The organism is Paraburkholderia sp. EB58 (assembly GCF_050436665.1).
Lineage (GTDB): Bacteria > Pseudomonadota > Gammaproteobacteria > Burkholderiales > Burkholderiaceae > Paraburkholderia.
Genome location: NZ_JBNDMQ010000009.1, coordinates 228108 through 246334 on the forward strand (window position 1 = coordinate 228108; position 18227 = coordinate 246334).

At 61.8% G+C, this 18227-nt stretch carries 13 protein-coding genes and 1 pseudogene; 11 read left to right on the forward strand and 3 right to left on the reverse strand.

Features of this window, described 5'->3' with window-relative positions; all coding sequences use genetic code 11:
- Nucleotides 1-26: 26 nt before the first annotated feature.
- A complete protein-coding gene (locus tag P3T40_RS15910; protein ID WP_429268667.1) occupies nucleotides 27-1583 on the reverse strand; it encodes an ABC1 kinase family protein in 1557 nt (518 codons plus the stop codon).
- Nucleotides 1584-1748: 165 nt separating this feature from the next.
- On the opposite strand from P3T40_RS15910, the gene P3T40_RS15915 reads away from it, so the two are divergent.
- Nucleotides 1749-2504, forward strand: coding sequence for a DeoR/GlpR family DNA-binding transcription regulator (locus P3T40_RS15915; RefSeq protein WP_429268733.1), 756 nt, complete (start codon nucleotides 1749-1751; stop codon nucleotides 2502-2504).
- A gap of 32 nt (nucleotides 2505-2536) precedes the next feature.
- Here P3T40_RS15915 and P3T40_RS15920 read toward each other — a convergent pair whose 3' ends face one another.
- Nucleotides 2537-3646: a 2-aminoethylphosphonate--pyruvate transaminase gene (locus P3T40_RS15920; protein WP_429268734.1), complete on the reverse strand. Its 1110-nt coding sequence runs from the start codon at nucleotides 3644-3646 to the stop codon at nucleotides 2537-2539.
- Between the two features lie 348 nt (nucleotides 3647-3994).
- Between P3T40_RS15920 and phnS the strand changes: the two genes are divergently transcribed.
- From phnS to P3T40_RS15960, 8 genes and pseudogenes are all read left to right on the forward strand, one after another.
- Nucleotides 3995-5089: a 2-aminoethylphosphonate ABC transporter substrate-binding protein gene (gene phnS, locus P3T40_RS15925; RefSeq protein ID WP_429268668.1), complete on the forward strand. Its 1095-nt coding sequence runs from the start codon at nucleotides 3995-3997 to the stop codon at nucleotides 5087-5089.
- Nucleotides 5090-5205: 116 nt separating this feature from the next.
- Nucleotides 5206-6303, forward strand: coding sequence for a 2-aminoethylphosphonate ABC transport system ATP-binding subunit PhnT (gene phnT / locus P3T40_RS15930; protein WP_429268669.1), 1098 nt, complete (start codon nucleotides 5206-5208; stop codon nucleotides 6301-6303).
- Nucleotides 6281-7207: a 2-aminoethylphosphonate ABC transporter permease subunit gene (locus P3T40_RS15935; protein WP_429268670.1), complete on the forward strand. Its 927-nt coding sequence runs from the start codon at nucleotides 6281-6283 to the stop codon at nucleotides 7205-7207. Before phnT ends, P3T40_RS15935 begins: the two co-directional genes overlap by 23 nt.
- Nucleotides 7207-8070, forward strand: coding sequence for a 2-aminoethylphosphonate ABC transport system, membrane component PhnV (gene phnV, locus P3T40_RS15940; protein ID WP_429268671.1), 864 nt, complete (start codon nucleotides 7207-7209; stop codon nucleotides 8068-8070). The genes P3T40_RS15935 and phnV overlap by 1 nt, the downstream gene beginning before the upstream one ends.
- Before the next feature lie 78 nt (nucleotides 8071-8148).
- Complete coding sequence (locus P3T40_RS15945; RefSeq protein WP_429268672.1) at nucleotides 8149-8910, forward strand: phosphonate utilization associated transcriptional regulator; 762 nt, start codon at nucleotides 8149-8151, stop codon at nucleotides 8908-8910.
- A 22-nt stretch (nucleotides 8911-8932) separates the two neighbouring features.
- Nucleotides 8933-10198, forward strand: a complete 1266-nt coding sequence (gene phnA, locus P3T40_RS15950) for a phosphonoacetate hydrolase (RefSeq protein WP_429268673.1) — start codon at nucleotides 8933-8935, stop codon at nucleotides 10196-10198.
- Nucleotides 10195-10620: pseudogene (locus P3T40_RS15955) on the forward strand (aldehyde dehydrogenase family protein); the annotation flags it as partial. The gene phnA and the pseudogene P3T40_RS15955, both read left to right, overlap by 4 nt.
- 737 nt (nucleotides 10621-11357) lie before the next feature.
- Nucleotides 11358-12494: a glycosyl hydrolase gene (locus tag P3T40_RS15960; protein WP_429268674.1), complete on the forward strand. Its 1137-nt coding sequence runs from the start codon at nucleotides 11358-11360 to the stop codon at nucleotides 12492-12494.
- 183 nt (nucleotides 12495-12677) lie between these two features.
- On the opposite strand, the gene P3T40_RS15965 is transcribed toward P3T40_RS15960, so the two are convergent.
- Complete coding sequence (locus tag P3T40_RS15965; RefSeq protein ID WP_429268675.1) at nucleotides 12678-14009, reverse strand: hypothetical protein; 1332 nt, start codon at nucleotides 14007-14009, stop codon at nucleotides 12678-12680.
- Nucleotides 14010-14529: 520 nt separating this feature from the next.
- Between P3T40_RS15965 and P3T40_RS15970 the strand changes: the two genes are divergently transcribed.
- Both P3T40_RS15970 and P3T40_RS15975 read left to right on the forward strand, forming a co-directional pair.
- On the forward strand, nucleotides 14530-15756 hold the full coding sequence (locus P3T40_RS15970; RefSeq protein ID WP_429268735.1) for a polysaccharide biosynthesis/export family protein: 1227 nt from the start codon (nucleotides 14530-14532) through the stop codon (nucleotides 15754-15756).
- A gap of 57 nt (nucleotides 15757-15813) precedes the next feature.
- On the forward strand, nucleotides 15814-18141 hold the full coding sequence (locus P3T40_RS15975; RefSeq protein ID WP_429268676.1) for a GNVR domain-containing protein: 2328 nt from the start codon (nucleotides 15814-15816) through the stop codon (nucleotides 18139-18141).
- Nucleotides 18142-18227 lie beyond the last annotated feature (86 nt).

Genomic DNA, 18227 nt, shown 5'->3' on the forward strand with positions numbered 1-18227 from the left:
GGTCTGAGCGCAACGCCTGCTGAAACTCAGTGTGACAACAGCACGACCCCTGCGCCCAGCAGACCTCCGCACACAGCGCAGGCCCACAGCAGGATCCGCGTGCGCCGGTATTCAACCCCGAGCTCGCGCATCAGATGCGCCTGCTGCCGCGAGCCGCCCGTGTCATGCTGGTGCTGCAGGTAGCGCACCGCGAGTTGCGGCACGCGCGGCAACATATGCGCCAGGTGCGGCAACTCCTGGGCGATGCGTTTGATCCAGCCGCGATGGTCGATATCACGCTGCGCGATGCCGGCCAGCACCGTGCGTGCCACATTCCATGTATCGACGCCCGGATGCAGGGCGCGCGCCAGCATCTCCGCCTGTTCAAACGAGCGCTGGGCGGTCGCGAGCCGCGGCGATACGGTGCCTTCGAAGGGCTGCACCGCATGCAGCAGATGATGAAACAGCGCGCCCGCCGTGCGGTCCTCGGGCTCGGCCGCGAAATGCGCTTCGCTGCGTCGGCGCAGCTCGGCTTCCAGCACCTCCGTGCGGGTTGTTTGGTCGACGTGGCCGGCGTCGTGATGCAGCTCGGCGAGGCGCGCGTAGTCCTGATCGAACAGGGCCGTGGCGCCATGCACGAAGAATTCGCGTTCGTGCGAGGAGAGACTCGACATCGCGGCAAATTCGGCTAGCACGATGCGGCCGAGCGTGTCGGGTTCGATGCTCACGCGTACATGCGCGGAGTCGAACGTCGCGTGAAAGAAGCCGTGCTCGAAGGCCTGCTCGGTGACAACCTCGACAAGGTGCGTCGCCAGTGCCGCGAGCTTGACGCGATGCTCGAGCAGGCCGGGGAGGTCGGTAGCCGCCAGCGTCTCGATGTGCTGCACCGCCAGCGTATGCGTGCTGCATAACTCCCAGATCACCTCCGGCACGGCAAGGCGCTTGTCGCCTTCGAAGTGATGGCCCGTCTGACTCAGATTGGCGGCCTCGGCACGCAGGTCGAAGCGCCGCAGCACGTCCTCGGTGAAAGACTGCGCGAGCGCGCGGACCTGCAGGCGGCGCGCGCTGCCGGAGAGTTTTTCCAGCCAGCGCGCCACCCAGCGCAGCAATGCGAGTTCGTCGCCGATCTGCTGGATCTGGGCCGCCCGGACGAACTTGATCGCAATGTCACGGTGGCCGTTCACCGGCACGGCAAGGCGGGCGACGTGGGTCTGTTCGGCGAAACCGCTCTTCGCCGGGATCAGGTCGATCTGCGCGAAGAGTCCCGTCAGCGGGCGCCCGAGCGCGCCCGCGAGCGCGGCCTCGACCTGCTCCGGAGGCAGCGGCTCTTCCATGCGGCCAATCGCATCGAAAGTGTCATGCAGGGTGCCGGTGGCGAGTTCCGGGCGTTCCGCCAGGGTCTGGACAAAGTTGCTGGCGAGCGGCCCCAGTGCGGGCAGCATGCTATGCAGGCTGTTGCGGCCGCCTTCGGTGGCATGCACACGCTTCACGAGCGTGATCATCCAGTGCAGCTTGTGCTCGCGTGGCGCCGCGAGCCAGATCAGACGCGCGCCGAAGCGCAGCGCATGGTAAAGCAGTAGTAATCGGCGAAACAGTGGTGGCATGGGCAGATCGTGTGACGCAGCGCGCATCGGACAATGCGAAGCAGCCTGAGCCGTGAGGTTAGCAGGGAAGCGCCGCAACAGGCGCATCCTCGCGCGGCTTCTACTACCGTACTACAATACGGCGCACTCCTGAACCTAAGTGCGCCGCTTGCCGGCCGTCTACCGATGCTCGCTGAACAACGTCATCAATACATTCTCGCGCAAGTCACCAAGAACGGCGCGTTGTCGGTGGCTGAGCTGGTGCGCGAACTCAACGTGTCGCGCGAAACGATCCGGCGCGATCTGAATACCCTGGCCGGCCGCGGCCTGATCGTGACGACTCACGGCGGCGCGCTGTCGGGCGACCGCCGCGAGCCGGATCTGGACGTTCGCGAAGCGGCCAATGCCGGTGCCAAGCGGGCTATCGGCGAACGCGCGGCCGAACTGGTACCGGACGGCGCTTCGCTCATCATCGACTCGGGTAGCACCACGCAAGCTGTGGCGCGGGCACTGACCGGGCGGCACCGCCTTACCGTGTATACGAATGACTGGCGCATCGCGCTGTTACTGGGCCGCCGGAACGACAATCGCGTCACCTTGCTGGGCGGCGAGCTCTCCGAGAACGAGGACGCTACGTTCGGCCTCGACACGGTGCATCAATTGACGCAGTACCACGCGGATTTCTCCTTCGTCGGCGCGGGCGGTATTTCACCGGATGCCTGTCTCACCGATTACACGCGCATGGCCGCCGAGGTGCGTAGCCGGATGATTTCGGCTGCAAACCTGGTGGTAGTCGTCGCGGACAACTCTAAGTTTGGACGGGTCACGCCGGTCCGTATCAACGGCTTCGAAAGCGCGCGTTATCTGGTGACCGAGCTGGCGCCGGACCGCACGCTCGCCAAGGCGATCGCCGCGCGTGGGCCGGAACTTCTGATCGCTTGATCGATTCCTGGGTGCCCCTGCGCGCGGCAGTCTCATTTAACGCTCAGCCCGAGGCAGGCCAGCGTGCGGCCAATCGCAGCGACCGCGTTGTGCATTTCGTTGGCGTCGATCGCGCCGATACAGCCCACCCGGAAGGTCTCCACCTGGGTCAGCTTGCCTGGATACAACACATAACCTGCCTCGCGCACGGCCGCATAGAAATCCGCAAAATTCCACGCCGGATCGCGCGGCGCGTGGAAGGTCACGATGACCGGCGCCTGCACTTCCGGCTTCAGAAACGGCTCGAAACCGAGCGCCCTCATGTCCTCGATCAGTGCCGCACAGTTGCGCATGTAGCGCGCGCCGCGGGCGGGCTGGCCGCCTTGCGCGAGGAACTGGTCGAGCGCGCTGCGCAGCGCGGCGACAACGTGTGTGGGCGGCGTGAAACGCCACTGCGTGGTCTTCTGCATGTACGCGCATTGGTCCTGCAGATCGAGCGCGAGCGACGGCGAACGGCCCGCGGCGGCTTCCAGCACGCTGCGGCGCACAATCACAAAGCCCATACCCGGCACGCCCTCCAGACATTTGCCGCTGGCCGACACCAGCGCGTCGATACCACCTTTGCGCAGGTCGATTGGCAGGGCGCCGAACGAGCTCATGGCGTCGACAATCAGGCTCTTGCCGTGCCGCTGACACACTGCGACGATATCGTCGAGGGGATTGAGCAGGCCCGCGCTCGTCTCCAGATGCACCTGGGCGACATGGGTAATGCGCGAGTCGCGGTTGAAGGCGTCCTCGATCGCCGCCGCGCTGACCGGCTCATCCTCGCGCAGCGGCAATTCCACATACGAAATGCCCATCCGCTGCAGGATGCGGATGAGGCGCACGCAATAAGCGCCGTTGTTCGGCACCAGCACGCAGCCTTGGCGCGGTACCAGCGTGCCGATGGCCGCTTCGACTGCAAACGTGCCGCTGCCCTGCAAAGGCACACAAACATAATCATTTTCGCCGTGTACGATCTCGACCAGGTCGGCGCACACGGTCTGGGTCATCCGGTTGAAGGCGGCATCCCACGAACCCCAGTCGCGCAACATGGCCTGGCGGGTGGCGGGTGAGGTTGTCAGCGGTCCCGGGGTGAGCAGGATCGGGTCGTTTCCAGTGATCACACAGCCTCCGTTGTCAGATGAACAAAGTTTTTTATCAGCCGTTAGGTTTGCATATTATTGGCGAATTGTGTCATTTGTTGGAATTCGACAGAATGGTCACGGCGCTGTCACGGAAATCTGCAATCCTTGCCGTGCCCGTTCAGGCAAGGCAGGCAGCGCCGAAGTGGTAGGTTTGCTGTAAGTCTGGCTGGAGAGGAAGCAGCAAGGTTGTCAGCAATCTGCAATCGCACGAACCTGGCAATCTGCTGTGGGCAAACGTAAATCGGCGCGGCGCTACCGCCGTCAAATCAAAACAGGTATCGGGTTTCCCCGACCGTCTGGTTTTTGCCTTTCGGAGAGAACGACATGAAAAAGACGAATCACCTTCGCGCGACTGCCAGCATTGTCCGCAAAACCTTGCCGGCACTCGTGGTGGCTGCTGCATTCGGTGGCGCGGCGCTGCCCGCACAGGCCGCCGACGCGGTGGTGCTGTACTCGGCCGACGGCCTCGAGAACCTCTACAAAGACGTGCTGCCGGGCTTTGAAAAGCAGGAAGGCGTCAAGGTCAACCTTGTAATCGGCGGTAGTGGTGAAGTGGTGAACCGCGCGACCATCGAAAAGGACGCTCCGAAGGCCGACGTGATCGTTACGCTGCCGCCGTTCATCCAGCAGGCAGATCAGGCCGGCCTGCTGCAGGCCTATCAGAGCGCCAACTACAAGAATGTGCCGACCATCGCCAAGGCCTCCAACGGTACGTGGGCGACCTTCGTGAACAACTACTTCTCGTTCGCGATCAACCCGGACGTCGTAAAGACCCAGCCGAAGACGTTCGCTGACCTGCTGCAACCGGATTACACCGGCAAGGTCGCGTACTCGAACCCGGCAACCGCCGGCGACGGCATGGCTGTGATCATCCTCACGACCTCGCTGATGGGTGAAGACAAGGCGTTCGACTATCTGAAGAAGCTGGAACAGAGCGCCAAGTTCCACACCAAGGGCACGGGCTACCTCGACGTGCTGCTTTCGCGCAACGAAATCTCGGTCGCCAACGGCGACCTGCAGATGGATCTGGACGACGCAGCCAATGGCGGCCTGTCGCTCAAGCCGATTTTCCTGGCCGCAGCGCCGGGCGGCAAGCCGACGACGTTCCAGTTGCCGTACGCGATCGGTCTGATCAAGGGCGGCCCGAACCAGGCTGAAGGCAAGAAGCTGATCGACTACCTGATGTCGAAAGAAGTGCAAGCCAAGGTGCCGGACATCTTCGGTATCCCGGGCCGCACCGACGTGCCGCTCGCCGGCAAGAACGGCGAAGCGGTGAAGCAGGCGATTGCCGGCGTGAAGCTGATTCCGGTGGACTGGAACCAGGTCATGGCGAAGAAAGCTGACTGGGCTGCACGCTGGAAGAACGACGTGATCGGCAATTCCGGCAAGCAGGTGGAAGTCGTCAAGCCGGCGCAGTAAGTCTCGCAGCACGCCTCGCCGCGCCGCTGCCGGTGGGTTGGCTCGATGCAGAGCTGACTCGCTGGCCGTCCGGGCGAGGCTTTTACCCGCAATACCTTAGTTGGAGGATGAATCCGGTGAATACCGCAACTCTTGCCCCTGGCGCGCTCGGCGCCTCACCGGAGGCGCTCGCTGCGGCGCAGCCGGGCACGCCGGGCGGCGTGCAGATCGAGCATCTGACTGTGCGCTTCGGTACGCGCACGGTGCTCGACGACCTGTCGTTGAACATCGAGCGCGGCGAATTGTTGACGGTGCTCGGACGCAGCGGTTGCGGCAAGACGACCTTGTTGCGTTTTATCGCCGGATTCATCGAAGCGGACGGACTGGCCGGCACCTTAACGGTGGCCGGTCACGACCTCACGCACGTGCCGCCGCACAAGCGCAATCTGGGTCTGCTGTTTCAGAGCTATGCGCTGTTTCCGCATCTCTCGGTGTTCGAGAATGTGGCGTTCGGTTTGCGCGCGCGCCGCGAGTCGTCCAAAGAGATCGCCCGCCGCGTGGCGGAGGTCCTTAAGCTGGTGCAACTGGGTGACGCTGGTCATGTCATGCCCGCGCAATTGTCGGGTGGCATGCAGCAGCGCGTGGCGCTCGCGCGTGCGCTTGTGATCGAGCCGGATGTGCTACTGCTCGACGAACCTCTTTCTGCACTCGACGCCAATCTGCGCGCGTCGGTGCGCTCCGAACTGAAGGCGTTGCATGAGCGCCTGCCGAATCTGACGATCGTCTGCGTGACGCACGATCAGGACGACGCGCTGGTCCTGTCCGACCGCACGTTGCTGATGCGCGAGGGGCGTATAGCGCAACTCGGTACGCCGCAGCAACTATACGACCAGCCGAACGACGGCTTCGTCGCGCGTTATCTCGGCGCGGCCAATCTGCTGCCGCCGCAGGTCGCGTTTTCGATGGGCGATTCGCGCTATAACGAACGTGGTCGCGTCGCGTGTCTGCGTCCCGAGGCGCTGCGGATCGTCCCGCTCGGCGAAGGGCACTTGCATGGCGTGATTACGTCGGTCGAATGGTATGGCGCGGTGCTGTCGGTATCGGTCGTCCTCGATGCGATGCCCAACGAGCCCGTGCTCGTCACGATGCAGCGCGGCCACGGCATGTCGCCCGAGAAGGGCGCGCGTATCTCCTTGCGCTATGAGGCAGACGATGTCGTCCTTATCAACCCCTGATAGCCCCGACGCGCTCGGCGACGCGCAGCGCGCCGCCACCTTCGCTTCGCATGCGGCCGCTGTGCGCCGCCGCGAACGCGCGGCGCAATGGCATTTGCTTTTCCTCGCCGTGATGGTGCTCGGACCGCTGGTGATCTATCCACTGGTGCGCCTTGTGTTGCTGAGCTTGACCGGCCCGCATGGGGGATTCGGTTTTCAAGCCTACGGCGCGTTCTTCGGCAATCCCGAAACGCGCGGCGTGGTCGGCACCACGCTGTGGATCCTGTTTGCGAGCGCAGGTCTCGCGTCACTGCTCGGCGTGGCGCTCGCCTCGCTGCTGTTTTTCAAGCCGTTTCCCGGCGCGCGGCTCGTGACGCGTTTTCTTGAATTGTTCGTCGCGTTTCCGTCGTTTCTCGTGGCCTTCACGCTGATCTTTCTGTACGGCTCGCAAGGTTCGGTCAGTATCGGACTGCAGCGCCTGTTCCACCTGCAGACGCCGCCACTCGACTTCCTGTTCGGCGCGGGCGGGGTGATTCTCGCTGAAGTGGTGTTCTACGCGCCGTTCGTCGTCCGTCCGACGCTCGCTTCGTTCGCGACGCTCGACATGCGGCTGATCGAAGCCGCCCGCAGTCTCGGCGCGAACGGCTTGATGGTGGCGTTCAAGGTGATCCTGCCACTGGCGTGGCCAGGCATCGCGGCCGGCACGATCCTTTGCTTCCTGCTGACCTTGAACGAGTTCGGCATTTTGCTGGTGCTCGGCAGTGCGCATCTGATTACGCTGCCGGTGGCGATCTACAGCTCCGCGACCGTCGATCTGGATTTGCCGACCGCGGCCGCCGGTGCGGTCGTGATGCTGATGATGTCTTTGTCGCTGTATGCGTTGTACCGCCAGGTCAACCGACGCAAGGTTAGAGGAGCACGGTAATGGCCGTCGAACTGGATCCCACTGTATTGCCGGTCATGCACAAGCGTGCGCGTCCGGTGCAGCGCAGTTTCCTCACGCGCCTCGCGGGTGGCGTGTTCATGGCGTTCGCCGCATTGCTGTGCTTCTGGCTGTTCGTCTTGCCTGTGGTGGTGGTGGCGCTGTCAAGCGTGGCCTCCCATTGGTCGGGCACGATCTTGCCCGACGGTGTCAGCATGCGCTGGTTCGAGCGGCTCGGTTCAAGCGATTTCGATGCGCTCAGCACGAGCCTCGAGATCGGCTTCGGAGTGGCAGTGCTCGGCACCATCGTCGGGCTTTGGCTGGCGCTGGCGCTCGAAGGGCGCGACCGTCGCGGGCTGGGCGCGTTCGTCGACACGATCGCGATGATGCCCAATGGCGTGCCGAGTGTCGTGCTTGGGCTGGCCGTGCTGATTGCGTACCACAAGCGTCCGCTCGATCTATCGAGCTCGGCGGCGATTGTCGTGTTCGTGCAGCTTGCGCTGGTGCTCCCGTTTTGCTACCGCTGCGCGGCCGCAGCGTTGCGCCCGGAACTGACGATCCTGCGCGAGGCTGCCGCGAGCCTCGGCGCGCCGCCTGCGATGGTGCTGCGCCGTGTCGTTCTGCCGCAACTGGTGCCGGCCATCCGCGCGAGTCTTGCGCTCGGCTTTGCGCTCTCGCTCGGCGAACTGGGCGCGACGCTCACCGTCTATCCGCCAGGATTCGCGACGGTGCCGATCGTCGTGGTCGGCCAGGTGGAGCGCGGCTACTACCTGCCGGCCTCCGCTCTCTCGCTGATCCTGCTGCTTGTCTCACTCGCTGCGCTGCTTCTGATCGCCGCACGGGTTCCGCGTCGCCGGGTCGACTGACCGGCGCATTGCCCTGACTTCCGGTGTTGAGTGCCAAGTTGGAATTCAACACACGTAGATGTGGCAAAAAATGTCGAAATGACCGAAAATATGGAAACAGCCTCAGCCGATCCGATTGACGTCGTACGCCGGCATTCACTCACGGCGCTGGTTCGTGACGAGATTGAGCGAAACATCATTGAGGGCGCATTGGTTCCGGGCGCCAAGCTCAATGAGGCGGACTGGGCCGCGCGTCTGCAGGTGTCGCGCGGGCCGGTGCGCGAAGCGTTCCGCGCGCTCGAACAGGCAGGCCTCGTGAGGACCGAAAAGAACCGCGGTGTGTTTGTGCGGGTCGTATCGCTCGCGGAGGCTAACGAGATTTACGCCGTGCGGGCCGTGCTGGAAGAGGCGGCGTGCCGGATGCTGGCGTCGAGCATCGACGCAGCGCAACTGGCGGGTCTGCGCAAGCAGCTCGACGCGATGCGCCGCGCGCTCGACACGCATGACCATGACGCCTACGCGCGCGCCAATGTGGCATTCCACGACGGCATCGTGGCGGCGGCGGGCAACGGCAAGCTGTATGAGACGTACCGGCGTCTCGTGGGCGAGTTGAGTCTGTTCCGGCGCGCGGCGCTGGTCGTACACGCCGACGCGATGGAGCGCTCGCTAGCCGAGCACCGCGCCATCCTGACGGCGCTCGCGTCGCGCGATGCGGACCATGCCGCCGCGCTGATGCATGCGCACGTGAACGGCGGCTTGCAGCGGGCGCGCGAGGCTTATCAAGCGGCCGACCCGCTTGAACCGGCTGGACAGCGGAGCATGTCGCCGTTGTCAGCCCCGATCGACGAAGAACGCGCGTAACCGACGCGCAGGGAAGAGAACGATGTCTATCCAGTCCGAGCAGAACGAGCATAGCGTTGAAGTGAATGGCCGGAGTTACCGGCTGTCGCCGAAGCCCACGGTCGTTGTCTGCGTCGACGGTTGTGAGTACGACTATCTTGAAGCGGCGATCGCGGCGGGCGTTGCCCCGTTCATCGGCAAGATGCTGACAGAGGGCACGGCGCTCAAAGGCGATTGCGTGATTCCCTCATTCACCAACCCGAACAACCTTTCGATCGTGTGCGGCGTGCCGCCTTCGGTGCATGGCATTTGCGGCAACTACTTCTGGGATCCGCAAGCCAAGGGCGGCGAGGGCGCGGAAGTCATGATGAACGATCCCGCCTACCTGCGCGCGGGAACGCTGCTGGCAGCCGCTGCCGAGCAAGGTGCGGCGGTCGCCGTGGTAACGGCGAAAGACAAGCTGCGCCGTTTGCTCGGCTGGCAATTGAAGGGCATCTGTTTCTCGGCGGAGAAGGCGGACACGGTGACGCTGGAAGAAAACGGCGTCGCGGACGTGCTCGATCTGGTTGGCTTGCCGGTGCCGGATGTGTATAGCGCGGGGTTGTCCGAGTTCGTTTTTGCAGCCGGCGTGCGCCTCGCGCAAACGCGCAAGCTCGATCTGATGTACCTGTCCACCACGGACTATATCCAGCACAAGTGGGCGCCGGGCACGCAGGGCGCGAACGACTTCTACGCGATGATGGACGGCTATCTCGCGCAGCTCGACGAACTCGGCTGGGTGATCGGCCTGACCGCCGATCATGGCATGAATGCGAAGCACGATCCGCTGACCGGCGAGCCGAACGTGATCTATCTGCAGGACGTGATGGATGAGTGGCTCGGCGCGCGCAAGGCTCGCGTGATCCTGCCCATCACGGATCCGTATGTGGTCCATCACGGCGCGCTCGGCTCGTTTGCCACGGTCTATCTGCCGCATGATGTGAATGTGGGGCAGGTGATCGAAAGGATTCGCGGTCTTGAGGGTGTCGAAGTCGTACTGGACAACCGCGCAGCGTGCGAACGCTTCGAACTGCCGAATGACCGCGTCGGAGACATTGTGGTGGTCAGCACGCGCGACGTGGTGCTCGGCACGCGGCGCGAAGAACATGATCTCTCGGGACTGACGGTGCCGCTGCGTTCGCATGGCGGCATCTCCGAGCAGGTGGTGCCGTTGATCTTCAATCGGCATCTTGATGGCCTGGTCGAAGGCAAGCGCTTGCGCAATTTCGACGTGTTCGATCTTGCCTTGAACCACGTGGCGGCATCATGAATGCCGTGCTGACGGACCACCCGGCGTTTCGCGCCGAAGCCCTGCGCCTGAAGGGCGAGCGGGCGTCGCGCGAACGCACGCTCGACGTGTTCGATCCGTATACCGGATTGCGCGTCGGCACGGTACCGTTGGCAAGCATCGATGATGTGCGCGCCGCGTTCGAGTACGCCGGAGCTTACCAGGCGAAACTCACGCGCTACGAGCGCTCGCAGATTCTCGAACGCGCGGCCGGCTTGCTGCGCGAGCGTGCCGAGGCGGCTTCGGATCTGATCTCGCTCGAATCCGGGCTCTCGAAGCAGGATTCGCGTTACGAGATCGGGCGCGTTGCTGATGTGTTCAAGTTTGCGGCGATCGAGGCGTTGCGCGACGACTGCCAGAGCTTTTCGTGCGATCTGACGCCGCACGGCAAGAAGCGCCGTGTGTTACTCTTCTCTTGTGCCGCTTGTCAGCCCCCCGGCGACACGCAGCAGTCCGCGACGCTTGATCGCAAACGGCCACAGTGCATCGAGGCGGGTGCCTGAGCGGACAAGGACGACGTTGATCGCCGCACCTTGCTGCATGGCGATGGATGCAGCCAGTTCGCAGTATTCATATGAATCACACAGCGAGGCATCTTCCGCATCCCGGGTGAGCGCGAGCCACATCTGGCGCAATGCCCTGAACTCGCTGACCGACCGTACGGTCACCACTTCGTGGGCAAATTCTGCAGGCTCGCGGGCGAGCGGTAGATCCACCAGAGCATGGTTTGCCATTTCACTCCTTTGTCTCAAGGGAAACGCGAAGCGGGCCGTGCATGCTCGTTCGGTCTTCTCCATTTGAGCAGGCCGCGCCTGTTTTACTCAGTGGGCTTTCGCACAATATCGTGAAATGCAGTCGCGAATCTGTGTCCTCGGCCACAGACGTTTCGGAAGAGCCGGTATCAAATCCACTTGCTCGACCTTCGTTCTGCTTTTCCGTAGGCGGGAATTTGCGGCGCCAGGACGGGCTGAGCGCGACCGGTCGGAAGGGGGATTGCCGGGCTGCTTTCAATGTGGCGCGGCAGAAATGTGGCAGGCGGCACGTAAACGGGTCCGGCTCCGTCAGGTTTCGACCGGTAATTCAGACGCATGCTGGGGGCAACTTGAAAAAATCTCTCGTAATCGCGCTTCTGGCGGTAGCCGTGGCGAGCATTGGCGCACTCACCTTTGCTGGTGACGACGCGCCAGTCCACAGGTCGGTTCAGGCGTTGACCAGCGCTACGGCCCAGATATCGAACCTGGGCATGCATACAATCCCTGTCTCAGCTCATGCCGATAAGCCCTCCGGCGCGGCGCCGCGAATTCCGTGCGGCACCGGTACGACCGGGATTTTCTACGGAATCAATGGGCATGTCCGATTGCCGGGTGTCTACACAAACACCAGCTACGCCGTGCAATTGTCTCAGCTGCGTGACTTGGGCATTGCACTGTATCGGCAAGACGTCTCGGACGAGGGGGAAGCCCAAATGGTTGCGCGCCTTGCGCAGGCCGCCAAGGCACAGTGCGTTGGCGTGTTCGTCGTCCTGACCCCGGATGCCCAGGGCAACCCGGACGAATCGGCAGCCTATCAGCAGGGCTACCGGCTCGGCCATGATTCTGCAATGACCCTGAAAGGTCTTGTGCAGTATTACGAGGTCGGCAACGAATACGACAACGACGCGATTCTGGACAGCAGAAGTGGTGACCAGCCGTCGGACTACGACAATGCCAGATTCGTCAAGGCACGGGGCGCGATCCGCGGGATGATCGACGGCGTCAGGAGTGCCGATCCGTCCGCGAAGATCATTCTTTGCGGCCTTAGCTGGTTGCACTTTGGGTTCTCGGACATGCTGCACACGGGCACGCAGCCGGACGGCAGCGGTGGTCACCCCATTCCACAGTGGAATATCACTGCGTGGCATTGGTATTCGGACATGCGCGATATCACCTGTGTCGGCGTAAGGGCCCCAGGTGGAGTTTGCCTCGGAGTCGACGTGTTGCAACACCTGAAGAGCACATACGGCAAGCCGATCTGGATCACTGAATTCGGTGTGCGGCCCGATAATACCGAAGATGACGCGGGTACCTTTCTGGTGGGGAAGAATGCACTGGGTGGCTTCGTGGAAAACGCCCAAAAGTACGATATTCAGAGCGTTGAGCTCTACGAACTATATGACGACCAGGACAACGGCGGGGACGGCAACTACGGCGTGATCACTAATAACGGTACAACCCGCAAGGGGCGTTATGACCAGGTCAGGGAGTTCATCCGGGCACACCCGGATCCGTGGAGTGGTTAAGCGGCCCAGGCGATTTCGTTGTAGATCGTTGGAATCCATAAAATTCAAGCCGCCCTGGGCGGCTTGATCCATGATCCGTTCCATCTCATCGTAGCGCTCGTCCGCTTCCCGCTGGTTGCTCATGTACGTTCGTAACATGTGCTCGTTCAGCGCCAACGTGGAAACGCAAAGTAGCCTCGACCGCTAACGTCGAGAGCGCGCCGACGATCTGCGCAAATCCGCCTGGACGTTAGCGCTCGTCAAATTGGCCACCGAGCCGAGCCGAGCCGCAAGATTCTGGTGATACAGCCGCGCGTACGCCATGGCGATGAAGGTCCAGGGCGCCAGATAGGCGAACTCCGGCACCGACACCATCATCATGACGCCAGTCGCGACGCAACATTGGCGCAAAGCCATGCCTTGCGGCTCCCAGTCCAGTCTGAACGCGGGATACAGTACGACGAATGCGACGAAAGCCGTGCCTACCACGCCCGTGTTCACGAGCAGGGTCGAGAACAGATCGGTAGAGCGAATATAGCCGAACCCTACGCCGAACAACTGGTTGGGAACGGTTCCGTCCAGCCACATGTTGATCGCCGCCGTAAAGTTGTCTGAGCGCTCCATTGCCGAATTGCTATCGACCTTGTCGGACACCATGAAGCGATACATGTCGGCGATATAGTCGCGCGCGAGGAATGCGATTACCAAAAGCACCAGCACCGTGATAGTCGCCTTGATTGGATCAAAGCCCAGCTTGCGCACGCGGATCGCGAGGTAACACAGATAGCCGATGAGCGCGGTTGAAGATGTACTCATGATGAGCGACGCGCCAATGATCCAGACCGGCAGCCGACTCTTTGCCCGAGCGTTGAAATACACCCAGAACGGGAACATCGAGAGCGCATACATGGACGGCTCTCCGGTAAGACTTTTGAGCCGCTGCACCGTGATGCCCTTGATATCGATCGTCTGGAAGGCGCTGCCGCTGAATGTGTCAGAGATATCCGCGCCCAGGTTTTGGCCGAAGCGCCGGTTCGAGACAAAGTCACCAGCCTGTCCGGTTAAAAGGAAGTAGACCACCTCGTATATACCGTACAGCGCGAATAGCGTTGCGGCGGCGAGCAGCCATCGGTCCCACGTGGGCTTGTAAAAGATATAGACGTAGCCGACGTAAAGAACAACGGCAGCCAGATAGAGAGATTGTGTGAACAGGCTGCTGCGCATCACAAAGGTACGCACGTCGAGGTAGTCGACCAACGTTACTTTCGTCAGGTCAGGTTCGAATGAGGTCGCCGCATCGGAGAGCTGGGTGGTGAACAGCATGAAAACCCAGATCAGAAGCGCGGCGAGCATGAAGTTGATATATCGCCTGCGGTCGGTGCCGCCGTACAGCAGGACGACCGGCAAAGAGAGAAAACACATCATATAGCCGACGGTCGTCCCCTGAATCGATGGAAAAAGCGAATACGAGGTGACGGGCATGGCAAATGCCCAGACGAAATAGTACTTGTCGGCTATGGAGTGAAATGTCTTCATCGTATGGCTGGAACGGGGCGGCATGATGGACCCAGGTTGGGCGGTGCGATTCCCGTGGTTCAAAAGGCGTACGCCCACACCAGATGCTTCGGGCGATGCAGCCAATGATTCGACTCTTTCGGCCTGGCGTATGTGCGTTGGAACACCCCTCAGCGTTGCAACTGACAGGCGCAGCGATTCGTCTGCACTAAGCGGACGTTGTGTGCGGCAACGCACACACTGCGTGTGAGCCCCTTGCCTCACAAACAACTCACCGATTGCCGATGGTGGGCAGTGTGTCTTCGGACACAGACGCGTGATTTCAATCGGTATCAAATCAATCCACGAAAGGTCACTGCGGATTTCGTCAATGCGATTTCCGTGACCCTGAGTGGGCGGCTCGTTATCGAGCTTGAGTCGCTGGTGGGACGTTGCCTGTTCGAGGACCGACAGCAGGCAAGCCGAACGAGTGAAGGGACGACTCGAAATCAAGCAGATTGGGGGGCAGTAAATGTCAAATTACCTAGCAGGTCTCGCCAGTATGTGGAGGAGTTTGCGTACCTGGCTGAGCAGCGTTGATCGCCCGCGTACTTCATTGTCATCCACCGGCGCCGCCCTGGTGTCTGTCCGGCAAGTGGTGAGCGTCCTCGCGATATGTTCGCTGGCCGCTTGCTCGATGGCCCCGGGGATGAGCTTTCGAGACAGTACCGGCAATACCGGTGCCTCGGATCGGACCACTGCAGGAGGGGGCGGAGCCAATGCCTCCGGATCGCAGACTGTACCGGCAGGCAACACGGTGGAGATCACCGATGATCTTGTCGCGAAGCAGCAGGCTGCCCTTCCCACGACTATCTCGCCCGAGGTCAAAAATCTGTTTGGCACACCACACCCCTATGTGCTCGGGCCAGGCGATGTATTGAGTATTGTCGTCTGGGACCATCCCGAACTGACTATGCCCGCAGTCGCAGGAGCGAATAGCGCCGACGCGATCGGAGCCGGGTCGGTGTCTTCTGGGTACACCGTCGACAATAACGGAAAGATCCAGTTCGCATATGTAGGAATGCTACCGGTACAAGGACTGACGGAATCCGAAGCTCGCGAGGCGCTGGCGACAAAGCTTGGGAAGTACTTGCGAGATCCTCAGGTTACGTTGCGGATACAGGTTTATCGCAGCAAGCGGGTGTACGTCGACGGAGAGGTGCGCACGCCGGGCCTGCAAATGCTCAACGACTCGCCTATGACTTTGCCGGAAGCAATCAACCGTGCAGGGGGGTTCACGACCACCGCAGACCGTTCGACGATCGGCGTGACACGTGGCGATCTGACCGTGAAGGTCAACATCCCAGACCTGATTGCGAAGGGCATAAATCCGTCGCAGATCCTTTTGCGCGACGGCGATATGGTTCGCGTCTTTGCGGCGTCTGACAGCAAGGTGTTCGTCCTCGGCGAAGTCGTCCACGCCTCCACGATCTCGCTCAACAACGGCAGGCTGACGCTTAACGAAGCGCTCGGCGACGCCGGCGGCATCAATCAGAATTCCGGCGACGCCAAGCAGGTCTATGTCGTGCGCGGCAAAGGCCAGCCCAAGCCGACTGTCTATCACCTCGATGCAAGTACGCCGGCCGCAATGGCGCTCGCGGACAACTTCGAGTTAAAGCCCAACGACGTAGTTTTCGTGGACGCGTCATCGCTCGTTCGGTGGAGCCGGGTCTTCAGCTTGCTGCTGCCGACCGGGCCGCCCGGTGCGCTCTCAACTTTCATACCGTAATGGCACTCGTGATCGGATTCACCTTTGCCTGGCCGCCTGTTAAAGGGAAGACTTGATATGAACGATAGACACTTGCCCGCCGAGATACCCGCCGCATCGATAGGCGCTATCGAGCCGCTCGGCCAGCCTCGTCCGATGGGTCACTTCGCAATGCCGCGCGCTGCTGCCGCAGCCCAGGAAGTGGCGCAGCCGTCGCAATTGCTTAGTACGCTTTATAGAGGACGTTGGATTATCCTCGGATCGACGGCGTTTTTTCTCCTGATTGGGATTGCGTATGCGACTTTCACGCAGCCGGTTTATCGCTCCGGGCTGCTGATACAGGTTGAGCCGAATCAGGATGCATTCAAGGATTCGATCGGCTCACCTCAGACACCGGCTGCATCAGCGGGGAATCCTCCGAGTGCGAGTGCGTCGACTGAAATCGAGGTGTTGCGCTCGCGGATGGTCATGTCGAACGCGGTCGAAAACCTCAAGCTCTATATCAAGGCGACGCCGCGCTATATCCCCATCGTTGGCTGGTTTATGGGAGCCCATTCAACTTCGCCGTCGAGCCCGCTTCCCGGCGGGTACGTGTACGGCAACGAGCGCATCGATGTTCCGCTTTTCGATGTGCCGGGTGTACTTGAAGACAAGGAGTTCCAGCTGACGCTGGGCACTGACGGTACGTATACGCTGAAGCATTCCGGCTCTTCGACCACCGCGGCGGTTGAGCTGGAGGGCAAGGTGGGGACGCTGCTGCGCAGCGACACGCCTGATGGGCCGCTGCAGTTGATGGTCGCGCGTGCGGTCGGGGAACCTGGCGCCAGCTTTACGCTGACGCGCCGGCCCAAGGTGGCGACCACCGAATCGCTGCAAAAACTGGTTAGCATCATCGAGCAGGGCAAGGACTCAGGCGTTATCGCGGCGACGCTAGACGGCCTGAACCCATTGCTGGTCAGTCGCATCCTCAACGAGATTGGCACCGCCTACGTCGAGCAAAATGCGAAGCGGAAATCGGAGGCCGCCGACAAGTCGATCAAGTTCCTCGACGAGCAACTTCCGCAGCGCAAGGCGCAGCTCGAGGACGCCGAGAGCCGGTATAACGCGTTTCGCGCCAAGCATGGTGCGGTCAACACGACCGAAGAGGGCACCACCTTGTTGCAGCAGACTGTCGCTGATCAAACGAGGATTGTGGAGTTGAAGGAGAGGCGTGACGATCTGTTGACCCGATTTGTCGAAGGGCATCCGGCGATCAAGGCGGTGGATGGCGAAATTGCCGAAGCGCAAGGTGCGCTCGCCGCGATTACCGCAAGAACGCGTGAGTTGCCGCTGATCGAGCAAAACGTCATTCAACTGCAACGCGATGTACAGGTCGACTCCGGCCTCTACACCAGTCTGCTGAATGCACGCCAGCAATTGACGCTCGTTCGGGCGGCGCGGGTACCTAACGTGCGGATTCTCGATCAGGCCGCGCCGGCGGAATATCCCATCAAGCCTCTGCGTGGTCTCGTGATAGCGGGAGCGGGGATATCGGGCGTGCTCATCGGTATTCTGCTGGCATTCTTGCGGCGACGGCTCATGGCCGGAGTCGAGGAGCCGGTGGACATCGAGTGGGATACGGGGCTTCCGGTCTTTGCGACGGTGCTGCGCAGTCAGCTCAGCTTCGAGAAATTGCGCAAGACATCGGAAGGGGCTCAGCTTGTACTCGCCCCATCGACTCCGCGCAACGAAGCATCGGTCGAAAGTCTACGTACGTTCAGGACAACGCTGCAATTCGCGTTGTCTGATGCGCCGGGCAGCGTCGTGTTGCTTACCGGACCTACTGCGGGCGTAGGAAAGTCGTTCTTGTCGGCGAACCTGGCGATCCTTTCAAGAGTGTCCGAAAAGCGCATCTTGCTGATCGACGCAGATCTGCGTAAAGGTGTTCTGCACAATCATTTCAGAGTGTCCCGCGGACCTGGTCTGGCGGACGCGATCCTCGGCTCACACCGCGTCGAGGACGTGATCCACCGTGAGGTCACGCCTGGTGTCGATCTGCTCACTGCAGGCACGCAGTTGGCGATTCCCAGCGAGATATTCCTGCGCTCCGGGTTCGATTTTCTGATCAAGTCGCTGAGCGAACGCTACGACATGGTGGTGATGGATGGACCGCCTGTGTTGCTAGTGGCAGATGCCATTGCTTTGGGGAAAGTCGCGGATGTGGTGTTCCTGGTTGCACGACATGGGGTGTCGACAATGCAGGAGATCCGCGAAAGCGCGCGCAGGATGGCGCTTGCCGACGTGCCGATTCGCGGTGTGGTCCTCAACGACTTCACGCCGGGTCCAGGCAGATATGGCTATCCGTATGCCGGCTACTACTCGGCGCCCTGGACTCCGGGAACGGGTGAGGGTACGGCTCAGACATGACAGACCTCCGCGCACGCGTGAGCTTTCCTGAATTGCTTCGAGTGCGCGGTCGAAGGACGGCCGAAAGACGGCGCGCGCATGCGAGT

What these genes read in the sequence shown, in the direction of transcription:
- P3T40_RS15910 (WP_429268667.1), bottom strand. Translation starts at nt 1,583, where the DNA reads ATGCCACCACTGTTTCGCCGATTACTACTGCTTTACCATGCGCTGCGC.
- P3T40_RS15915 (WP_429268733.1), top strand. Translation starts at nt 1,749, where the DNA reads ATGCTCGCTGAACAACGTCATCAATACATTCTCGCGCAAGTCACCAAG.
- phnS (WP_429268668.1), top strand. Translation starts at nt 3,995, where the DNA reads ATGAAAAAGACGAATCACCTTCGCGCGACTGCCAGCATTGTCCGCAAA.
- P3T40_RS15935 (WP_429268670.1), top strand. Translation starts at nt 6,281, where the DNA reads ATGTCGTCCTTATCAACCCCTGATAGCCCCGACGCGCTCGGCGACGCG.
- phnV (WP_429268671.1), top strand. Translation starts at nt 7,207, where the DNA reads ATGGCCGTCGAACTGGATCCCACTGTATTGCCGGTCATGCACAAGCGT.
- P3T40_RS15945 (WP_429268672.1), top strand. Translation starts at nt 8,149, where the DNA reads ATGACCGAAAATATGGAAACAGCCTCAGCCGATCCGATTGACGTCGTA.
- phnA (WP_429268673.1), top strand. Translation starts at nt 8,933, where the DNA reads ATGTCTATCCAGTCCGAGCAGAACGAGCATAGCGTTGAAGTGAATGGC.
- P3T40_RS15965 (WP_429268675.1), bottom strand. Translation starts at nt 14,009, where the DNA reads ATGAAGACATTTCACTCCATAGCCGACAAGTACTATTTCGTCTGGGCA.
- P3T40_RS15970 (WP_429268735.1), top strand. Translation starts at nt 14,530, where the DNA reads ATGTGGAGGAGTTTGCGTACCTGGCTGAGCAGCGTTGATCGCCCGCGT.
- P3T40_RS15975 (WP_429268676.1), top strand. Translation starts at nt 15,814, where the DNA reads ATGAACGATAGACACTTGCCCGCCGAGATACCCGCCGCATCGATAGGC.